The following is a 16046-nucleotide window of genomic DNA, read 5'->3' as shown; positions in this document are numbered from 1 at the left end:
TTTCTTTTTGAGCATAAAAAAAAGACTGTCTCACTTTTGAGACAGCCTCTTTTTTAATATCCTTTAAAAGTTAATTTGATTTTTTTTATGAGTCTGTGGAGAGGCTGTGCCTGGTAATCAAGCAGGGCATAAATTTCTTCCGAATTATTATATTGGGCAGGGACAGATTTGCCATTGATTTTTTTTATACCTCTTCTTTCCATTGTTTCAAGTATTACTTTGGCGAAAGAGTCTTTTGCACGTTGTTTGGAGTGATCTTGTGAGATACCTTCGGAGTGAAGCCTGTATTTGTACAATACTTCTTTTATAAATTTTACTTCTCCCAGTTCCAGTATTTTCAGGTATAAATCCTGGTCTACGGCACTGGTTAGATCTGGGTTGATGCCCGATGTTTTTAAATAAGCTTCTCTTTTGAAAGAAAAGAAATGGGCAAACTGGATCGGACAATTAAAAAAATAACGGTTGTTATCAACCTGCTTTGTATTGCTGAAAGGCTTCTGCAGATTTAAATTTTCATCACACAGCATCATCCGGGAGTAAGTCGCAACAAGATTTTTATTTCTGATGAACTCATTTACAGATTTTTCGAGGGCTTCCGGGTAGAGAGCATCATCAGGATCAAGATAACCGCAGATCTCACCGGTAGCATAATCCATACAGTTCCCTTTGGTAAAGCCACAGCCTTTATTGACCGTGTTTTCAAATAATTTAAAACGATCGTCGTCTTTGATAATATCCTTTATAATTTCCAGTGAATTATCTGTAGAGCTGTCATCTACAATGATAACTTCAAAATCCGGATAGGTTTGGGCTATTAAAGAATCATAGCAGTCTTTAAAATATTTTCCGTTATTGTAGTTAGCAATAAGAACTGAAAATTTTTTCATCATTGAATCTGTTTTTGTGTGGTAATACTCTAAGGTGTAATGTTGAGCTTAATTTTTACAATTAAAGTACCATTAATTTTAAAGATTAAAAACCAGTACAAGTATAGAGAATATCTTGATAAATATACAATATATCCGGAATATTTTTTGAATGAGGGTGATTTATAAAATAGAAAATAAATGAGCGTTTATTTTAAGCCGGATTTTATCCTCCATATTGGAGCTGTTTATAATCTGTAATCTTTTCTGGTTGATAAAAGTTTGTTACTGCATTTTTTTGTAATTTCATATCAAAGCATTGATATGAATTATAAAATGTATTTCAAAATACCCTTTCTGCTACTGATTGTTACGACAATTATTTCGTGCAGCAATAAAAAGGCTGCTGATTTTAAAAAATCCATTACCGATAAAAAATCTGAAGTGTATAATATGCTTCTTGGAGAAAAAGGACTTGAATCACGGAAATTGGATTACCTTATCAAACAGGATTATTCAAATGCATTATTACTCGTTGACCAGCAGGAAACAAAATTTAACAGTGTCATTAAAGATATCGAAATGCTGAATCCTGACGGGATTGAAGATGGAAAACAGGTTCAAAAGGCAGCCGTAGATTATTACAGGATTCTGAAAAAATTATTTCTTTGTTCACGTGACGAGATTGAACAGCAAGTAGTGACGCGAAGTAAGAGTGATGAGAAGAAAATATCTGCAGCACAAGACAGGATACTTGAGGTGTTATTAGAAAAGCAAAAGCTTTACCAACAGCTTTATGAGAAAGATGAATTGCTCTTTAAAGCTTTAAAGCAGTTTGATGATAAAAACGGGCTGAAGTGAAAATAGACTGAGATAAAACCCCTAAACTATTTTCATAGAATAGAGGTTTTTATGTAAGGGAAAAGCAATCCTCACTATCCAGTAGAGATTTTTTGTTGAAGTGAAATAGAATTGCTGAATAAACTATTTTCTATTAACCCTTTTAACACCCTCACTGCTTCCTTTGAATGTTACATAGCATCCCAGAACAAACCCCAGATTATACCAATTACCATTATTTTCAACTTCATATACCGTTATACCTTTCTCAAACAAACTTACTATAAACGAAATCGGAGAAATCATTCCATGCCAGAAGCCTTCTATAAAACCGGCATTAGTGGAGTTTAAACAATTTTTCAAATCGTGGGTATTTGCTGTACAGCTTACTAATACAAATACGATTAATAACAAATGAAGAAATTTACTGTTCATGATTATTGATTTTTTAGTTTCTTCTAATATACAATTATTCCTTCTGAATAATAATATTGTATTTATATCGTTAATTGATAGAATTTACTCATGTTTAAATTTGAGTTTTCATGGTTATTAGTTTTTATCCCCGGAGAAGTCCGGGGATTTTCATTTATAATCAGAATCATAAACTATGTTGATAATTTAATTTAATTGCTAATAACCCATTCATATTTCATCTTAAAAACAATCATTGTTCAACCTCCCGTGCCCCGGGAGGTTTTTGGGATTATATCATTACAGTAAAAATAATTAGCTGGTTTCCTTTTTAGGCTTCGGTCTTTAGAATCCTTTGACTTGGAATAACACGTTTTAAATTTTACAGCAAAATTATTTGTTAATATTATTTTATTGGGAGAGAAAGTAGGGGATTGTTAAAAATAAAAAACCTCTAAGTCTGTTAATCAGATTGTTAGAGGTTTTTATAGAGGTACCTAGCGGATTCGAACCGCTGTAGATGGTGTTGCAGACCACTGCCTAGCCGCTCGGCCAAAGTACCATTTTTGAGGTGTGCAAATATAAAAATTTTTCTGACCCGAACAAAATTTTTTATGTAATTTCTTTCGTGCCGATGCTGTTTATCTCGTTTTTTGCCTTAAGCTGATTTTCATAATCTTTTATTTTAATCACCCTTGTATTGCTCCAGCTGTCATGGAACCCGGTTTCTCCCAAAAAGGAAAGCTGATCAATCAATATAATTCCACGGATAATATTTCTTATAAAATAATCAGGCAATGAAGGGGTGGTACCGTCTATCATAATGACTTTGGTTCCGGTAATCAGTTTTCCGATGCTTCTTCCTTTCATAAGGCTCTCCGTCAGGAAAATATAAAATATATAGAACGTTACACTCATGAGTCGGTCTGCAATGGGGTTTAAATTAGATATCCACGAATTAAAGGCCGGACTGATGATATATAAAACAGTCAGTAAAATAAAGTAGATAATATAGAAAACCACCAGATCAATAAAATAATTGACTAATCTTATGCCTTTTTCGGCACGATGGTCTTCTACGATACGTAAATGTTTTCTCATGGTAAAAGTTTAGTTTTTTTTAGATTCCGTTAATCATTAGCTTTAAAGAAGCATTGGTGTCAATAACCGCCGTGATTCCCGAAGGGTTCATTAAAATGCTGGTAGGTTTCAGATTGAAAACCCTGCCATTCATTTTTAAACCTTTATAATATTCTTTATTAAAAGCCTCTTCAATACTTTTCCTGGAAGTCAGTTCCAGTTCCTGGGTTGGGATTCCGTATTCTTCTTCAATCATTTTTACAATTTTCCCTTTAAATAGCAGGGTAGCAGTTTTCTGCAGAATATTGGAGGTCCTCAGATTGAATTTGGTATCAGACAAAACGATCTTCTTTTTGACATCATCATAAACCGGAATTCCGGAGATAAAAACAATCCCTTTTACATAACCTTCTGTTGCAGCTTCGATCATTACCCGGTTTTCAGCGCCATAGACTTTGATATCCGTTATTTTTACTTTGGAGCCTCTTACATCATATTCCTTATCCAGAAACATTTTTCTTGCAATGTTTGTGGCTTCTGTGAATGGTACATTAGCTGTAGTCTGAAGTGAAAATTTATCTGAAAGAACAGGAATAAAGTTGAAATTGGCAGCTGACTTTACGGGTTGTGAGGCTTCCGGCTTGCTTCCTGTATACGTTTCTGAATAAATATCAATTCCGATATTGGTATCGATCTGGTTTCCGTAAAACTTTAAAGGAGTAATATTGACGCTGATTGGTGTCACTTTTAGCCAGGTATTATACTCTTCAGAAATATTAAAAGGCTGTGAAAAAACATTCCAGGCCAAAACGGCATATTGCTGAAAATTCAGTTGGGTTGACATTTGCTGGTCAATCGTTTTACAAAACTTTTCCTGCTGTTCCTTTAAGCTTTTTTCGACTAACGAAGTAATCGGAATCTGAACTTTTCCATAATCGAGAACCGGTTTGGTTACCCATTTGAAGCCATTCGGCTGAGTACTGGTCATAATAGTCCAGTTGTTTTTAAAACTCAAAGACGTATTAAAATACATCACCGTTTCAAAGGTGGTATTCTGATAAGTATAAACACCCAATGTTCCGATGCCTTTTTCAGCCCAGATTTTTAATGGGACCTCGATCAAAAGGTTCTGACTGGTTCCGCCTACCAGCCGGATGGGACGGGTTTTCCATACTTTTACTTTAAACTGGTCATTATTGTTGTCTGTATATGAGTCATCCTGGTAAATCAGTTCTTTTACAGAAGAATTAATCATATTGCTGATTTCCGAAAGCGGAATGGTTACCGGCATGGTGATGCTGGATTTAATCTTCGGGAAATTATATACGGCCAGTTGATTATCAACATTCGTCTGTGCGAAAACATTGATAAAGCCTGCTAAAAATAATATTCTGATGAATTTCAATTTCTGATGTTTTTGGCTAAAATAAGAAAATTAATTATTGGGTTTAAAACTCTTTTCAAGTTCTATGCTTGCCCCTTTCATTTCGCCTTCCATAGGCGGACTTGTTTTGGAGATTTTTAGTTTAATATAGGAGATTTCCGGAAAATTATCATTGATTTTTGAGATAATTCTTCCTGCAACATGTTCAAGAAGCTTAGACCTGATTTTCATTTCATTATGAATGATCTCATTAAGGTCTGCATAGCTTATCGTATCATTCAGGTCATCAGATTCGGAAGCCTTCCACAAATCCGTATGAATTTCTGCATTGATGATATAATAGGTGCCGATGATGTTTTCTTCGGGAAGTACACCATGGTAAGCATATATTTTTATATCCTCCAAAAAGATCTTGCTCATAAATTTTTATTTTTATTTAGCAAAAATCGTTTTAATTCTTTAAAATCAGGATTAATTTTTACTGTTTTTTTCTCCTGATTCATTAAATCTTCCAGAGAGTCCGGAATTGTGATTTTTACATGAATGGCACTCTCTACTGCTTCAGGGAATTTTACAGGATGAGCTGTTTCAAGGATGAAACCTTTTCTGTCCGGATTTTTCCCCAGATACCGTTCAAGAGCAGCATAGGCAACCGCTCCGTGAGGCTCAAGAATGTAATCATACTGATCATAGACTTTTGCAATGGTTTTTAAAGTTTCTTCATCATTTACGGAATATCCTGAAATTTTATTTTTAAGATCATTGAACTGATGATGGAAAAGTTCGAGGATACGCACAAAATTACTTGGGTTTCCCACATCCATGGCGTTGGAGAGGGTGGCAGCTGTTTTTTTAGGTTTTAAAACCTGCGTTTTCAGATAATCAGGGAAAATATCATTCGCATTACAGGCTGCAATGAAATGTTCCACCGGTAATCCCCTGAAATAAGCCAGGATTCCGGCACATATATTTCCGAAATTTCCACTGGGAACACAGATGACCGGGTGATTTTCCTCTGTTTTCTGCCATTGCTTTAAAGCCAGCAGATAATAAATCTGTTGTGGCAGCCATCTTGCAATATTGATTGAATTGGCGGAAGTAAGAAATAAAGCAGAATTGATCTCATCATCTGAAAACGCCTGTTTCACGAGGTTCTGGCAATCGTCAAAACTGCCGTTGATTTCAAGTGCGGTAATATTTTCTCCTAAAGCGGTTAACTGCTTTTCCTGAACAGCACTTACCCGGTTTTCAGGATAAAGAATGACCACTTCAATCCCGTCAGCTTTATAGAAACCGTGGGCTACGGCACCTCCCGTATCACCGGAAGTGGCGACTAAAACAGTGATTTTTTTGTTTTCATTTTTTAGAAAATAAGACAGGCAACGGCTCATAAACCTTGCCCCGATATCTTTAAAAGCCAGGGTAGGGCCATGGAATAATTCCAGTACCGAAATTTTATCATTGATCTTTTTAAGTGGGATTTCAAATGAAATGGTTTCCGAAATGATTTTTCTTAATTCTTCTTCAGGAATTTCATCAGAGACAAAATCCCTCATGCAGTGAAAAGCAATCTCCTCATCGGAGAAATGATTCAGATTTTCAATAAAATCTTTTTCAAACAGGGGAATGTTTTCCGGGAAGAATAATCCTTTTTCTTTGCCCTGTCCTTTGATGGAAGCGGTTTTGAAATTAACCACTTCCTGCTTATCCTTTAAGTTATAGTAATTCATTGATTTTTTTGATATTGTGTTATTCTATGATTTCAATTCCGGAAGGATTAATTTCAGATACATAAACAAAGCTTTCTATTTTAATCTCATCATAAACAGCTTTCATCATACGGGCAATTTCATGGGCCTTTTCTTCTTTTTCAGTGACCATGAAAACAGAGGGTCCGGATCCTGAAATCCCACCTCCTAAAGCTCCAAGCTCTAAGCTTTTTGTTTTTATTTCATGAAACTGAGGGATCAGAATACTGCGGACTGGCTCTACAATACCATCATTCAGGCTTCTTCCTATCAGGGTCAGATCATTTTTCTCAATGCCTGCAATTAATCCGGCAATATTACCCCATTGCTGTATGGCGTCTTTCATGCTGATATTCTTTTTCAGGATTTGTCTGGCATCAGAGGTTTTTACTTCGACCTGCGGATGAACGGCAGCTATGAATAAATCAGGAGTATTCAACGGAATAATATCGATAGGGTCAGAAGACTTTATCAGGGCAATACCGCCGTACATGCAGGGGGCAATATTATCGGCATGCCTCACTCCGGAAGCCAGCTCTTCCCCAAACATGGCAAAATGTACCATTTCTTCCTTCGATAAAACATTTCCCAGTAAATGGTTGGCTGCAAAAGCGGCACCGGCTGCACTTGCTGCACTGGAACCAAGGCCGCTTCCGGGTTTTATGTTTTTATGAATGATTACTTCAAAACCGTTTTTAAGATTCAGATGGGTTTGTATTTTTAATAAGACAGCTCCGGCTACATTTTTTGATGCTTCTTCCGGAAGATTAAAACTATCGGTATGCCTGATGATGATGTCGGGAGATTCCAATAGCCGCAGCTCCATCTCATCATAAGGTTCATTAATAGCCATTCCTAAAATATCAAAACCACAAACCAGATTGGCAATGGTGGCAGGAACTTTAATTTTTATATTTTTCATATTTTTATTTTTTAAATGGAGCGTATAATATCTGCAAAAACGCCGCTTGCGGTTACTTCGGCACCGGCACCGGCTCCTTTTACGACCAATGGTTGTTCAGAATATCTTAAAGTTTTGAGAATGACAATATTGTCTTTTCCGTACAGATGATAGAGATCATTTTCAGGGGCAATATGCTGTAACCCTACTTTGGCTTTTCCATTTTCAAACTCTGCTACATATTTTAAAATTTTACCCTGCTTTCGGGCTTCATCAAACAGCGTTTTAAAATGGCTTTCATATTTCAAAAGCATCTGGTAAAAATGTTCTACATTGCCCTGCATACATTCTTCGGGAAGAAAACCTGTATTTTTGATTTCATCAAACTGTAAAGTATATCCGGCTTCACGGGCCAGGATCAGAATTTTACGGGCAACATCTGTACCTGCTAAATCCAACCGTGGATCCGGTTCTGTATAGCCTTCTTTCTGTGCCCGGGCAACAACTTCTGAAAATGGTGTGCTCCCATCATAATGATTGAAAACAAAATTTAAAGTGCCGCTTAATACAGCCTGGATAGATAATATTCTGTCACCGCTCCTTATCAGGTCATTAATGGTTCCTATAATAGGTAAACCTGCACCTACATTGGTTTCAAAGAAAAATTTGCAGTTGTGTTTTTTGGCGAGGTCTTTAAGCTTTTTATAGCTTTCAAAATCTGAGGCTGCTGCAATTTTATTACAGGCGACAATATTGACGCTTTTCTTTAGCAGGTCTTCATAAATTTCAGGTATTTCCGGACTGGCAGTAAGATCGATGAAGACAGAATTTCTTAAATTCCGGCTTATCAATTCTTTAGTGAATTGTGAGGCAGAAGACGTTTCCCCGTTTTCGAGTGCATCTTTATAACGGTCTTCCGGAATTCCCTGGTTTGAAAATGCCATTTTCCGGCTGTTGGAAAGCCCTGCAATTCTGAGATTGACTGACAGGTTTTCATTAAGGTATCCGTTCTGGCTGTAAATCTGCTGAATAAGCTTGGTTCCTACATTTCCGGTTCCGCAAATGTATAAATGAGCCTGTTTTACTTCAGATTCAAAAAATTCTTCATGAAGGATATTGACAGCTTTGCGGGTATCTTTTTCTGAAATAACAATACTGATATTCTTTTCTGAAGATCCCTGTGCAATTGCTCTGATATTGATCCCGTTATTTCCCAGACACCCGAACATTTTTGCACTCACGCCGCTTCTGCTTTTCATATTTTCTCCGACAAGGGCGATAACAGAAAGGCCACTCTCCATCTTCAGAGGGTTTATTCTTTGCAATTTCAGGTCGTCTTCAAATGCAGAATTAATGGCGCTTTCCGCCTGATATGCATCTTTCTCACTGATGGCAATTGTAATAGAATGTTCCGATGAGCTTTGGGTAATCAGGATAACATTTATATTCTGGTGGCTTAAACACTGGAATAGCTTAGCTGAAATGCCAGGAACACCTACCATTCCACCTCCTTCGAGAGTAAGCAGGACGATATTGCTCATATTGGAGATTCCTACAGCGATCTGCTGATCTTGAGGTTTCAGATGCTGAGAAATCAGGGTTCCCGGAGCTTCTGCCTCAAAAGTATTTTTGATACGGAGATCAATATTTTGTATCATGACCGGCTGAATGGTAGGGGGGTAAAGAACTTTAGCTCCGAAATGGGAAAGCTCCATAGCTTCCTGATAGGAAATTTCTGAAATAACCTTGGCATTGGAAACCAGTCGGGGATCGGCAGTCATCATTCCGCTCACATCAGTCCAGATCTGAAGTTCGTGAGCATTCAGTACAGAAGCAAAAACAGATGCTGTATAATCTGAGCCTCCTCTTCCCAAAGTAGTGGCATTACCATTTTCATCATTGGCAATAAAACCGGGGACGAGTGTGATTTGGCTTTGATTCTTTTCAAAATAGTTTTTCAGGTTTCTTTCAGTAACTTCAAAATCTACTTTAGCATGGGTATAACGGTTATCGGTTCTGATATATTCAGCAGCATTCATCCAGGAAGAATCCAATCCCTGAAACTGTAGTCTTGCAGCAATAATACGGGAAGAAAGAAACTCTCCGTAAGAAGTGATTTTGTCTTTAATCCGGGCTGTAAATTCACCCAGGATAAAAATACCGTTACAGAGATCTTCAATGTCATTGAAATGTTTTTTTACAAAACTAAGCCATGAGCTTTGCCCGGAAATGGGGATGAGCTCTTTGACCAGGTTCAGGTGCTTTTCTTCAAGCCCTTTAATGAATTGAAGATAGCTTTCGTCAGCAACGGATGCTAATTCAGCCGCTTTAATTAAAGTATCTGTAACATTATGTAACGCGGATACTACAACGACTATTTTATCATCAGAAGATTCTTTTTTAATAATATTTTCAACTTTCAGAATAGCAGATGCATGGGCTACGGAAGTTCCGCCAAATTTTAAAACTTTCATATAAATGTGTGTTTTCGATTTTTTTGTAAACGATTTTTTTTGCTCTTATAAAAAAAGCAGGCGACAACAGAATGATATGTGAAAATTTACCCCGTTTATGGGGTTGTAGTAGCTGTAGAAATAATTACCGTAACAGATGCTGCTGCCGAAATGAAAATTCCGGATAAAACCTGAGATATGTTTTGTTGAGATAGCATCTTAATGGGACAAATGTAGAAGTTATTTTGGAGAATAAAAATATTTTTAAGATATTTTTTTGAGATCAGTAATGGGAATGTCTTCTGGAATCCTCTGTTAATCATAGGTGTAGTGATTAATCAGGTTTTTGAAAATTTCTGAAATGTATGTTTTTTATAAAGGTAAAAATACCAGATATATAGTTTTATTTTACGAAAGTATTTTTCACAATGCTTACACTTATTTTGAATATCTGCTACACTTGCTAAGTTTTGTTTTAAAAATACAGAGCCCCACATTTGTTTTATAAATAATATAATCAGCGGTAACCCGAAAAACTGATGGGTGGGGAAATTAAAACAATGATATTATGAAAAACTTAAAGAAACTTTCGCGGGAAGAACAGAAAAAAGTCACAGGTGGTTTCACTCAGTTTCAGATTGATACCTGTGGCGGAGCAGCATATATATGTTATCAAAAAAACGGATCCTGAGGATGCTGGCGTAATCCGGGAGGAACCTGCTATCCACCGATGCTGTAATAAAAACAGACTGAATCGTTTAACATAAATATTTTAATTATGAAAAAATTATCAAGAGCCCAATTAAAGTCAATTGGTGGCGGAGGATGTACCGGCCCTTATCCTCCTGGAACAGGTTACGGACCACACAACGGTGTTCGTACATGTGCAGCTTATCAGGCGTTGCCGAATTGCTGTCAAATTCAATATTGTTCCGGAGAATCCTTATGGACAAGATTAAGACTGATACTAAGCTTAAAATCTATAGGAAAAGCACTGTTCCCTACAGTGCTTTTTTTGTGTATGCTAAGTAATCATTGAATATTTTTTGATATTTAGCTCAAATATAAATAAATATTCAAAATGAAAAATTATTTTATAGATTTAGAAAGATCCAGCATAGCCTCAATCGGTTTTAATGCTTTCAATCTCAATTCTTCATCAATAAGAATTTCAGGAAGTTCGTATTTCATACATAAATACAGTTTCTCCATGGTATTTCGTTTCATGTAGAAACATTCGGAGCAGTTACAGCTTTCGTCAAAAACCAAAGCAGGAATCAGCTCTTTATGGGGAGCACGTTTTTTCATTTCGTGAAGAATTCCTTCTTCAGTGGCGATAATGAATTTCTGGCAGTCGTCTTTTTCTACAAAGTTTAAAAGGGCAGAAGTGGATCCGATAAAATGAGCCAGCTTTAAAACAGCTTCTTCACTTTCAGGGTGGGCAATCAGTTTTGCATCAGGATGATCTGCCATTTGCTGGGCAATTCTTTCCATTGAAAACGCCTCGTGTACAATACAGCTTCCATCCCAAAGGATCATATCCCGGCCCGTTTTCTTGGATAAATATCTTCCCAGGTTTTTATCCGGTGCGAAAATAATGGGTCTGTCTTTCGGAAGAGCTTCGATTACAGTTTCTGCATTAGAGCTCGTGACGATAATGTCACTCTCGGCTTTGGTTTCTGCATTGCAGTTGATGTAGGTGGCAATCAAGGCATTCGGGTGCTGTTCGCGCATTTTCCTCAGTCCTTCCCCTGAGCATCCGTCAGCTAGAGAGCATCCTGCCATGGTATCCGGAAGAACTACTTTTTTAGTTGGATTCAGGATTTTTGCTGCTTCGGCCATGAAATGTACTCCACAGAATACAATCATATCGGCATTGGTTTCCTTTGCCTGCCGTGCCAGCTGCAGAGAGTCACCCAGGAAATCGGCAATATCCTGAATTTCTCCGGGCTGGTAATAATGCGCTAAAATAACCGCGTTTTTTTCTTCTTTCAATTTAAGAATAGCTTTCACCAATTCTTCTCCTTGAGGAATCACCAAATCTTTTATGTCCAAAAACCCTTTAACAGGAATTGCAGATTTAGCTCTTTCTAATGTTTCGGTACTCATATCAACCTCAATGTTTTTTAATTTATAGATGTTAGGTTGGGAATCAGAAGCTAGATTTTTATTTCCATCCTCAATACTTTTATCCTCAACTGTCTATAAAATTTTTTATTAAACTTTCTATTTCTTTTTTAGCGTCATCCAAATCTGTGTTGATTACGATTTTGTCGAAATCTTTGGCATAGGACATTTCTTCTTCTGCCTTTTCTACACGGGTTTTGATGGTTTCCGTATCATCTGTATTTCTTAAAATCAATCTCCGTTCCAATTCTTCAATGGAGGGAGGTTCAATGAAAATGGATAAGGCTTTTTCTCCAAAATATTTTTTTAAAGAAATTCCGCCCTTTACATCCACATCAAAAATAACCACTTTTCCCTGATTCCAGATCTTTTCCACCTCAGATTTTAAAGTACCGTAATATTTATCGGTATAAACTTCTTCATATTCTACAAATGCGTCTTCAGCAATCTTCTGTCTGAACTCATCAGGACTTAAAAAATGATAATCCACGGCATGTATCTCATTTCCTCTCGGCTGTCTTGTGGTGCACGAAATTGAAAACTCAAGTTCGGGAAATGTTTCCAGAGAATGCTTTACCAATGTTGTTTTTCCGCTTCCGGACGGTGCCGAAAATATGATAACCTTTTCCATTTTTATTAATAGTTATGAATTATGAGTTATAAATGATGAGTTATTTTGAAGCTGTATTAAGGCAACGTATAGCCCATGACCAATAACCAATAACTTACAAAACGTTTAATGTCTGTTCTTTAATTTTTTCAAGATCATCCTTCATCATTACCACCAGTTTCTGGATTTCAGCATGATTGGCTTTTGATCCTAATGTATTAATCTCTCTTCCGATTTCCTGGGAAATAAAACCTAATTTTTTTCCGTTGAAATCTTCATTATCCATTACTTCTTTGTAATATTTTAAATGTTGGGAAAGCCTTACCTTTTCTTCTGAAATATCTAATTTTTCAGTAAAATAAGCCATTTCCTGATAGAAACGAGTTTCGTCAACGTTTTCAAATTCTTTCAGGGATTTCTGATAACGTTCTTTTACGCTCTGGATTCTTACTTCTTCAAACGGAATAACTTCAGACAGGTATTTATCAATATTCTGAATGTTTTTTTCCAGTTCCTCTTGTAAAGTCTTCCCTTCAGTTTTTCTGAATTCTTCAAATCTGTCTACTGCAGCATTGACAATTTTTGCTAAAGATTCCCACTCTCCTTCCGTAAGCTCATCAGGCCTTGATGTAATGGCATCCGGAAGTCTTACTGCCATTTTAAGATATTCAAAATCAGGTCCGTCGGATGCGATATTGCGAAGCTCGTTGATATAAGAATCAATAAGGTTTTTATTGATCTTCACATCATTTGTCTCTTCGAGATTTTCTAAATTAATATAGCAATCTACCTTTCCACGGATAATTCTGTCGTTAAGAATTTTTCTGATCTCAAATTCTTTTTCCTTATAACGCAACGGTATTTTGATATTTAAATCAAAGCTTTTGCTGTTCAGAGATTTAACATCTACGGTTATTTTCTTTCCTTCAAAAACATCTTCGGCTCTGCCGAATCCGGTCATTGATAAAATCATAGTTTTTTATTGTTGTACAAAGATAAACATTTAAATTAGCACTGTGAAAAATTTGATTTCTGTAGTAGGACCCACCGGAATTGGAAAAACGAAATTAGCAATTGATCTGGCTAACCATTTCAATACGGAAATTGTTTCCTGTGATTCACGCCAGTTTTTTAAGGAAATGAAAATTGGTACGGCAGCTCCGTCAGAAGAAGAATTGTCGGAAGCTACTCATCATTTTATCGGAAACCTTTCGGTTAAAGAATATTACTCCATCGGGCAATACGAAGAAGATGCCTTAAAAAAACTCCACGAACTTTTTAAAAATCATGATACCGTGATCCTTGTCGGTGGAAGTATGATGTATGAAAGAGCCGTGATTGAAGGCTTGAATGATCTTCCGGAAGCTGATGAAAACAATCAGAAAAAATTACAGAAAATCTTTGACAAGGAAGGAATTGAAAAGCTACAGGAAATCTTAAAGGAGCTTGACCCTGAATATTATGCAGTCGTAGATTTTCATAATCACCGGAGGCTTTTAAGAGCGATTGATGTGATTTGGCAGACCGGCAAAAAGTATTCTGAGCTGATTGCTGTTTCACAGGATTCCAGGGATTTTAATGTAATCAGGATCGGAATTGAGGCTTCGAGGGAAGAGTTGTATGAGAGGATCAACAGGAGAGTGGATATGATGATGGAGAAAGGTTTGCTGGAAGAAGCAAAAGGCCTGGAAGAATTTAAAGGGCTCACCGCCCTGAATACGGTTGGCTATGCTGAGCTTTTCAAATATTTTGGTGGTGAATGGGATCTGGATTTTGCCGTTTCTGAAATCAAGAAAAACAGCAGACGATATGCAAAACGTCAGTTAACGTGGTATCGGAAAGCGGATGATATTCATTATCTGAAGCTGGGGTATTCTCAAAATGATTTTGATGATCTTCTTCAATGGATTTCTGGAAACATTAAAAATTTTAACCATTAAGATCCTGTTGAGTTTTTAAGGATATTAAGTTTCATGATCGCAAGTATTTTTAACGTAAAGATTGATTTTGATTACTGAACATTTTAAAGAGGCAAAGTCTGAATCAATGAAATTGATTTTTAAGAAGCCGGTCTTATAAACGGATTGCTGCAATCTTTACTCATTGGAGCACCTTTTTTTATTAAAACTTTGCGTTTAAATAATTTAGAATAAAAAAGTGCGATCCCGAAGGACCGCACTTCAACAATATAATTAATTTACTACTTCCATCCGCCGCCTAAAGCCCTGTAAAGATCTACAATGCTGCTTAATCGTTGTCTTTTTACAGATGCAAGATTCAGTTCTGCCTGCAGAGAATTACCCTGAGCTGTAATTACTTCCAGGTAATTGGCCAGACCACCTTTGTAAAGCATCTGTGCACTTTTAATCCCGTCTTTTAGGGTAGCAACCTGTTCTGTTGCTTTTTGTTCCTGCACTTTTAGGCTTTCATTAGAAACCAAAGCATCGGAAACTTCACCTACTGCATTTAAAACAGACTGACGGAATGCCAGTACATTTTTCTCTCTCTGAATTTTAGCGACATTCAGATCGGTTTTCAATTGTCTTTTCTGGAAAATTGGCTGGGTAATTCCTCCTAAAACAGATCCGAACAATGAAGCCGGAATCTGAAACCAGTTATCAATTTTGAAAGAATTAACACCGCCATTTGCTGTAATCTTTAAAGAAGGATACATATTGGCCTGGGCAATTCCTACTATGGCATTGGATTCCAGTAAAACCAATTCCTGCTGACGGACATCCGGACGACGGCTTACCATTGCTGCCGGTAATCCTGCTGAAATATCCTGTGGTAATGATGTGTCAGACATTTCAATCGTTCTGTTTACTTTATTCGGAGTTTCTCCAACCAGGATGCTCAGTGCATTTTCCTGAATGGCAATATTTTGTTCCAGCTGGGAGATCAGAAGCTCTGTAGACTGCTTTTGTGCAGTAGCCTGCTGAACTCCGAGAGAAGTTGTATCTCCGCTGTCCCACATCTTTTGGGTGATCGACAACGTGTTATTGCTTAATTCCAGGTTGGATTTGGCAATTTCCATCTGCTTGTCAAGCATCAGCAGATTATAATATCCCTGAGCGATCGCAGCCACTACCTGTGTCTGGATGGCTTTGGTTGCCTCATAAGTCTGCAGATACTGCATTCTTGAAACTTCCTGCTGATTTTTTATTTTCCCCCAGATATCAGCTTCCCATGAAAGGTTGAATGCTGCATTGTAATCTTCAACATGGCTTTTCCCTAAAAATAAATTAAGGCTCTGCCCGTTCATGCTGTTTTTTGAAGGTCTTGAAATCTGAGCTGAGACTCCAAAACCGATGTCGGGATATTGGAGGTATTTTGCCTGCAGTAATCTCTCCTGTGAAGAGGCGACCTGTTTCAAAGCAATCTGAAGGTCATAGTTATTGGCAATTCCTTTCTCAATCAAACCCTGTAAAATGGGATCATTGAAGAATTTTCTCCATTCCAGATTAGCGATGCTTGCCGTATCAGCGGTTGCTGTAAACCGGAATTCTTCGGGAAGCTGGGGATCCGGCTCTTTGTAGGCAACTTTCGTTACACAAGAAACCGCGATCACTGCTAATATTAATGCTGTAAATATATTTTTTATTCTTTTTATTGTTCTCATT

Annotated in this window: 15 protein-coding genes and 1 tRNA gene; 3 read left to right on the top strand and 13 right to left on the bottom strand. The window is 37.0% G+C overall.

Annotated elements, in window-relative coordinates:
• Nucleotides 1-53 precede the first annotated feature (53 nt).
• Entirely contained in the window at nt 54-890 is an 837-nt protein-coding gene (locus PMI13_RS06530) for a glycosyltransferase family 2 protein (protein ID WP_007841918.1), read from the bottom strand.
• 300 nt (nt 891-1190) lie between these two features.
• Between PMI13_RS06530 and PMI13_RS06525 the strand changes: the two genes are divergently transcribed.
• Nucleotides 1191-1727, top strand: a complete 537-nt coding sequence (locus PMI13_RS06525) for a hypothetical protein (protein WP_007841914.1) — start codon at nt 1191-1193, stop codon at nt 1725-1727.
• Nucleotides 1728-1850: 123 nt separating this feature from the next.
• On the opposite strand, the gene PMI13_RS06520 is transcribed toward PMI13_RS06525, so the two are convergent.
• The 8 genes from PMI13_RS06520 to thrA all read right to left on the bottom strand — a co-directional run bounded on the left by PMI13_RS06520 (nt 1851) and on the right by thrA (nt 9707).
• Nucleotides 1851-2141 (bottom strand): hypothetical protein, encoded by a 291-nt coding sequence (locus PMI13_RS06520; protein WP_007841913.1) that lies wholly within the window; start codon nt 2139-2141, stop codon nt 1851-1853.
• A gap of 470 nt (nt 2142-2611) precedes the next feature.
• A tRNA-Cys gene (locus PMI13_RS06515) sits at nt 2612-2682 on the bottom strand.
• Nucleotides 2683-2732: 50 nt separating this feature from the next.
• Nucleotides 2733-3221 carry an RDD family protein gene (locus tag PMI13_RS06510; RefSeq protein ID WP_007841912.1) on the bottom strand — a complete coding sequence of 163 codons (489 nt, stop codon included), beginning with the start codon at nt 3219-3221 and terminating at the stop codon, nt 2733-2735.
• 19 nt (nt 3222-3240) lie between these two features.
• On the bottom strand, nt 3241-4605 hold the full coding sequence (locus PMI13_RS06505) for a DUF4403 family protein (protein ID WP_007841911.1): 1365 nt from the start codon (nt 4603-4605) through the stop codon (nt 3241-3243).
• A gap of 30 nt (nt 4606-4635) precedes the next feature.
• Nucleotides 4636-5004: a dihydroneopterin aldolase gene (gene folB / locus PMI13_RS06500; RefSeq protein WP_007841909.1), complete on the bottom strand. Its 369-nt coding sequence runs from the start codon at nt 5002-5004 to the stop codon at nt 4636-4638.
• Entirely contained in the window at nt 5001-6314 is a 1314-nt protein-coding gene (gene thrC, locus PMI13_RS06495; protein ID WP_007841908.1) for a threonine synthase, read from the bottom strand. The genes folB and thrC overlap by 4 nt, the downstream gene beginning before the upstream one ends.
• 19 nt (nt 6315-6333) lie before the next feature.
• The gene (locus PMI13_RS06490; RefSeq protein WP_007841906.1) at nt 6334-7254 is read right to left on the bottom strand and encodes a homoserine kinase; all 921 of its coding nucleotides are present in this window, start codon (nt 7252-7254) and stop codon (nt 6334-6336) included.
• Between the two features lie 11 nt (nt 7255-7265).
• A complete protein-coding gene (thrA, locus tag PMI13_RS06485) occupies nt 7266-9707 on the bottom strand; it encodes a bifunctional aspartate kinase/homoserine dehydrogenase I (RefSeq protein ID WP_007841905.1) in 2442 nt (813 codons plus the stop codon).
• A 547-nt stretch (nt 9708-10254) separates the two neighbouring features.
• Between thrA and PMI13_RS21670 the strand changes: the two genes are divergently transcribed.
• Nucleotides 10255-10377, top strand: a complete 123-nt coding sequence (locus PMI13_RS21670) for a bacteriocin-like protein (protein ID WP_262483286.1) — start codon at nt 10255-10257, stop codon at nt 10375-10377.
• A 398-nt stretch (nt 10378-10775) separates the two neighbouring features.
• Here the strand turns inward: PMI13_RS21670 and nadA are convergent, their stop codons facing one another.
• The 3 genes from nadA to PMI13_RS06470 form a co-directional block, all read right to left on the bottom strand.
• Nucleotides 10776-11795 carry a quinolinate synthase NadA gene (gene nadA / locus PMI13_RS06480; RefSeq protein ID WP_007841900.1) on the bottom strand — a complete coding sequence of 340 codons (1020 nt, stop codon included), beginning with the start codon at nt 11793-11795 and terminating at the stop codon, nt 10776-10778.
• 85 nt (nt 11796-11880) lie between these two features.
• A complete protein-coding gene (gene gmk / locus PMI13_RS06475; protein ID WP_007841899.1) occupies nt 11881-12444 on the bottom strand; it encodes a guanylate kinase in 564 nt (187 codons plus the stop codon).
• Nucleotides 12445-12538: 94 nt separating this feature from the next.
• The gene (locus tag PMI13_RS06470) at nt 12539-13396 is read right to left on the bottom strand and encodes a YicC/YloC family endoribonuclease (RefSeq protein WP_034670098.1); all 858 of its coding nucleotides are present in this window, start codon (nt 13394-13396) and stop codon (nt 12539-12541) included.
• A 43-nt stretch (nt 13397-13439) separates the two neighbouring features.
• On the opposite strand from PMI13_RS06470, the gene miaA reads away from it, so the two are divergent.
• Nucleotides 13440-14363, top strand: a complete 924-nt coding sequence (miaA, locus tag PMI13_RS06465) for a tRNA (adenosine(37)-N6)-dimethylallyltransferase MiaA (RefSeq protein ID WP_007841897.1) — start codon at nt 13440-13442, stop codon at nt 14361-14363.
• Nucleotides 14364-14623: 260 nt separating this feature from the next.
• Here miaA and PMI13_RS06460 read toward each other — a convergent pair whose 3' ends face one another.
• Nucleotides 14624-16036, bottom strand: coding sequence for an efflux transporter outer membrane subunit (locus PMI13_RS06460; RefSeq protein ID WP_034670112.1), 1413 nt, complete (start codon nt 16034-16036; stop codon nt 14624-14626).
• Nucleotides 16037-16046 lie beyond the last annotated feature (10 nt).

This window comes from Chryseobacterium populi (assembly GCF_000282115.1).
In the GTDB taxonomy this organism is placed as follows: Bacteria; Bacteroidota; Bacteroidia; order Flavobacteriales; family Weeksellaceae; genus Chryseobacterium; species Chryseobacterium populi.
This window is presented reverse-complemented; position numbering and strand designations above follow the sequence as displayed.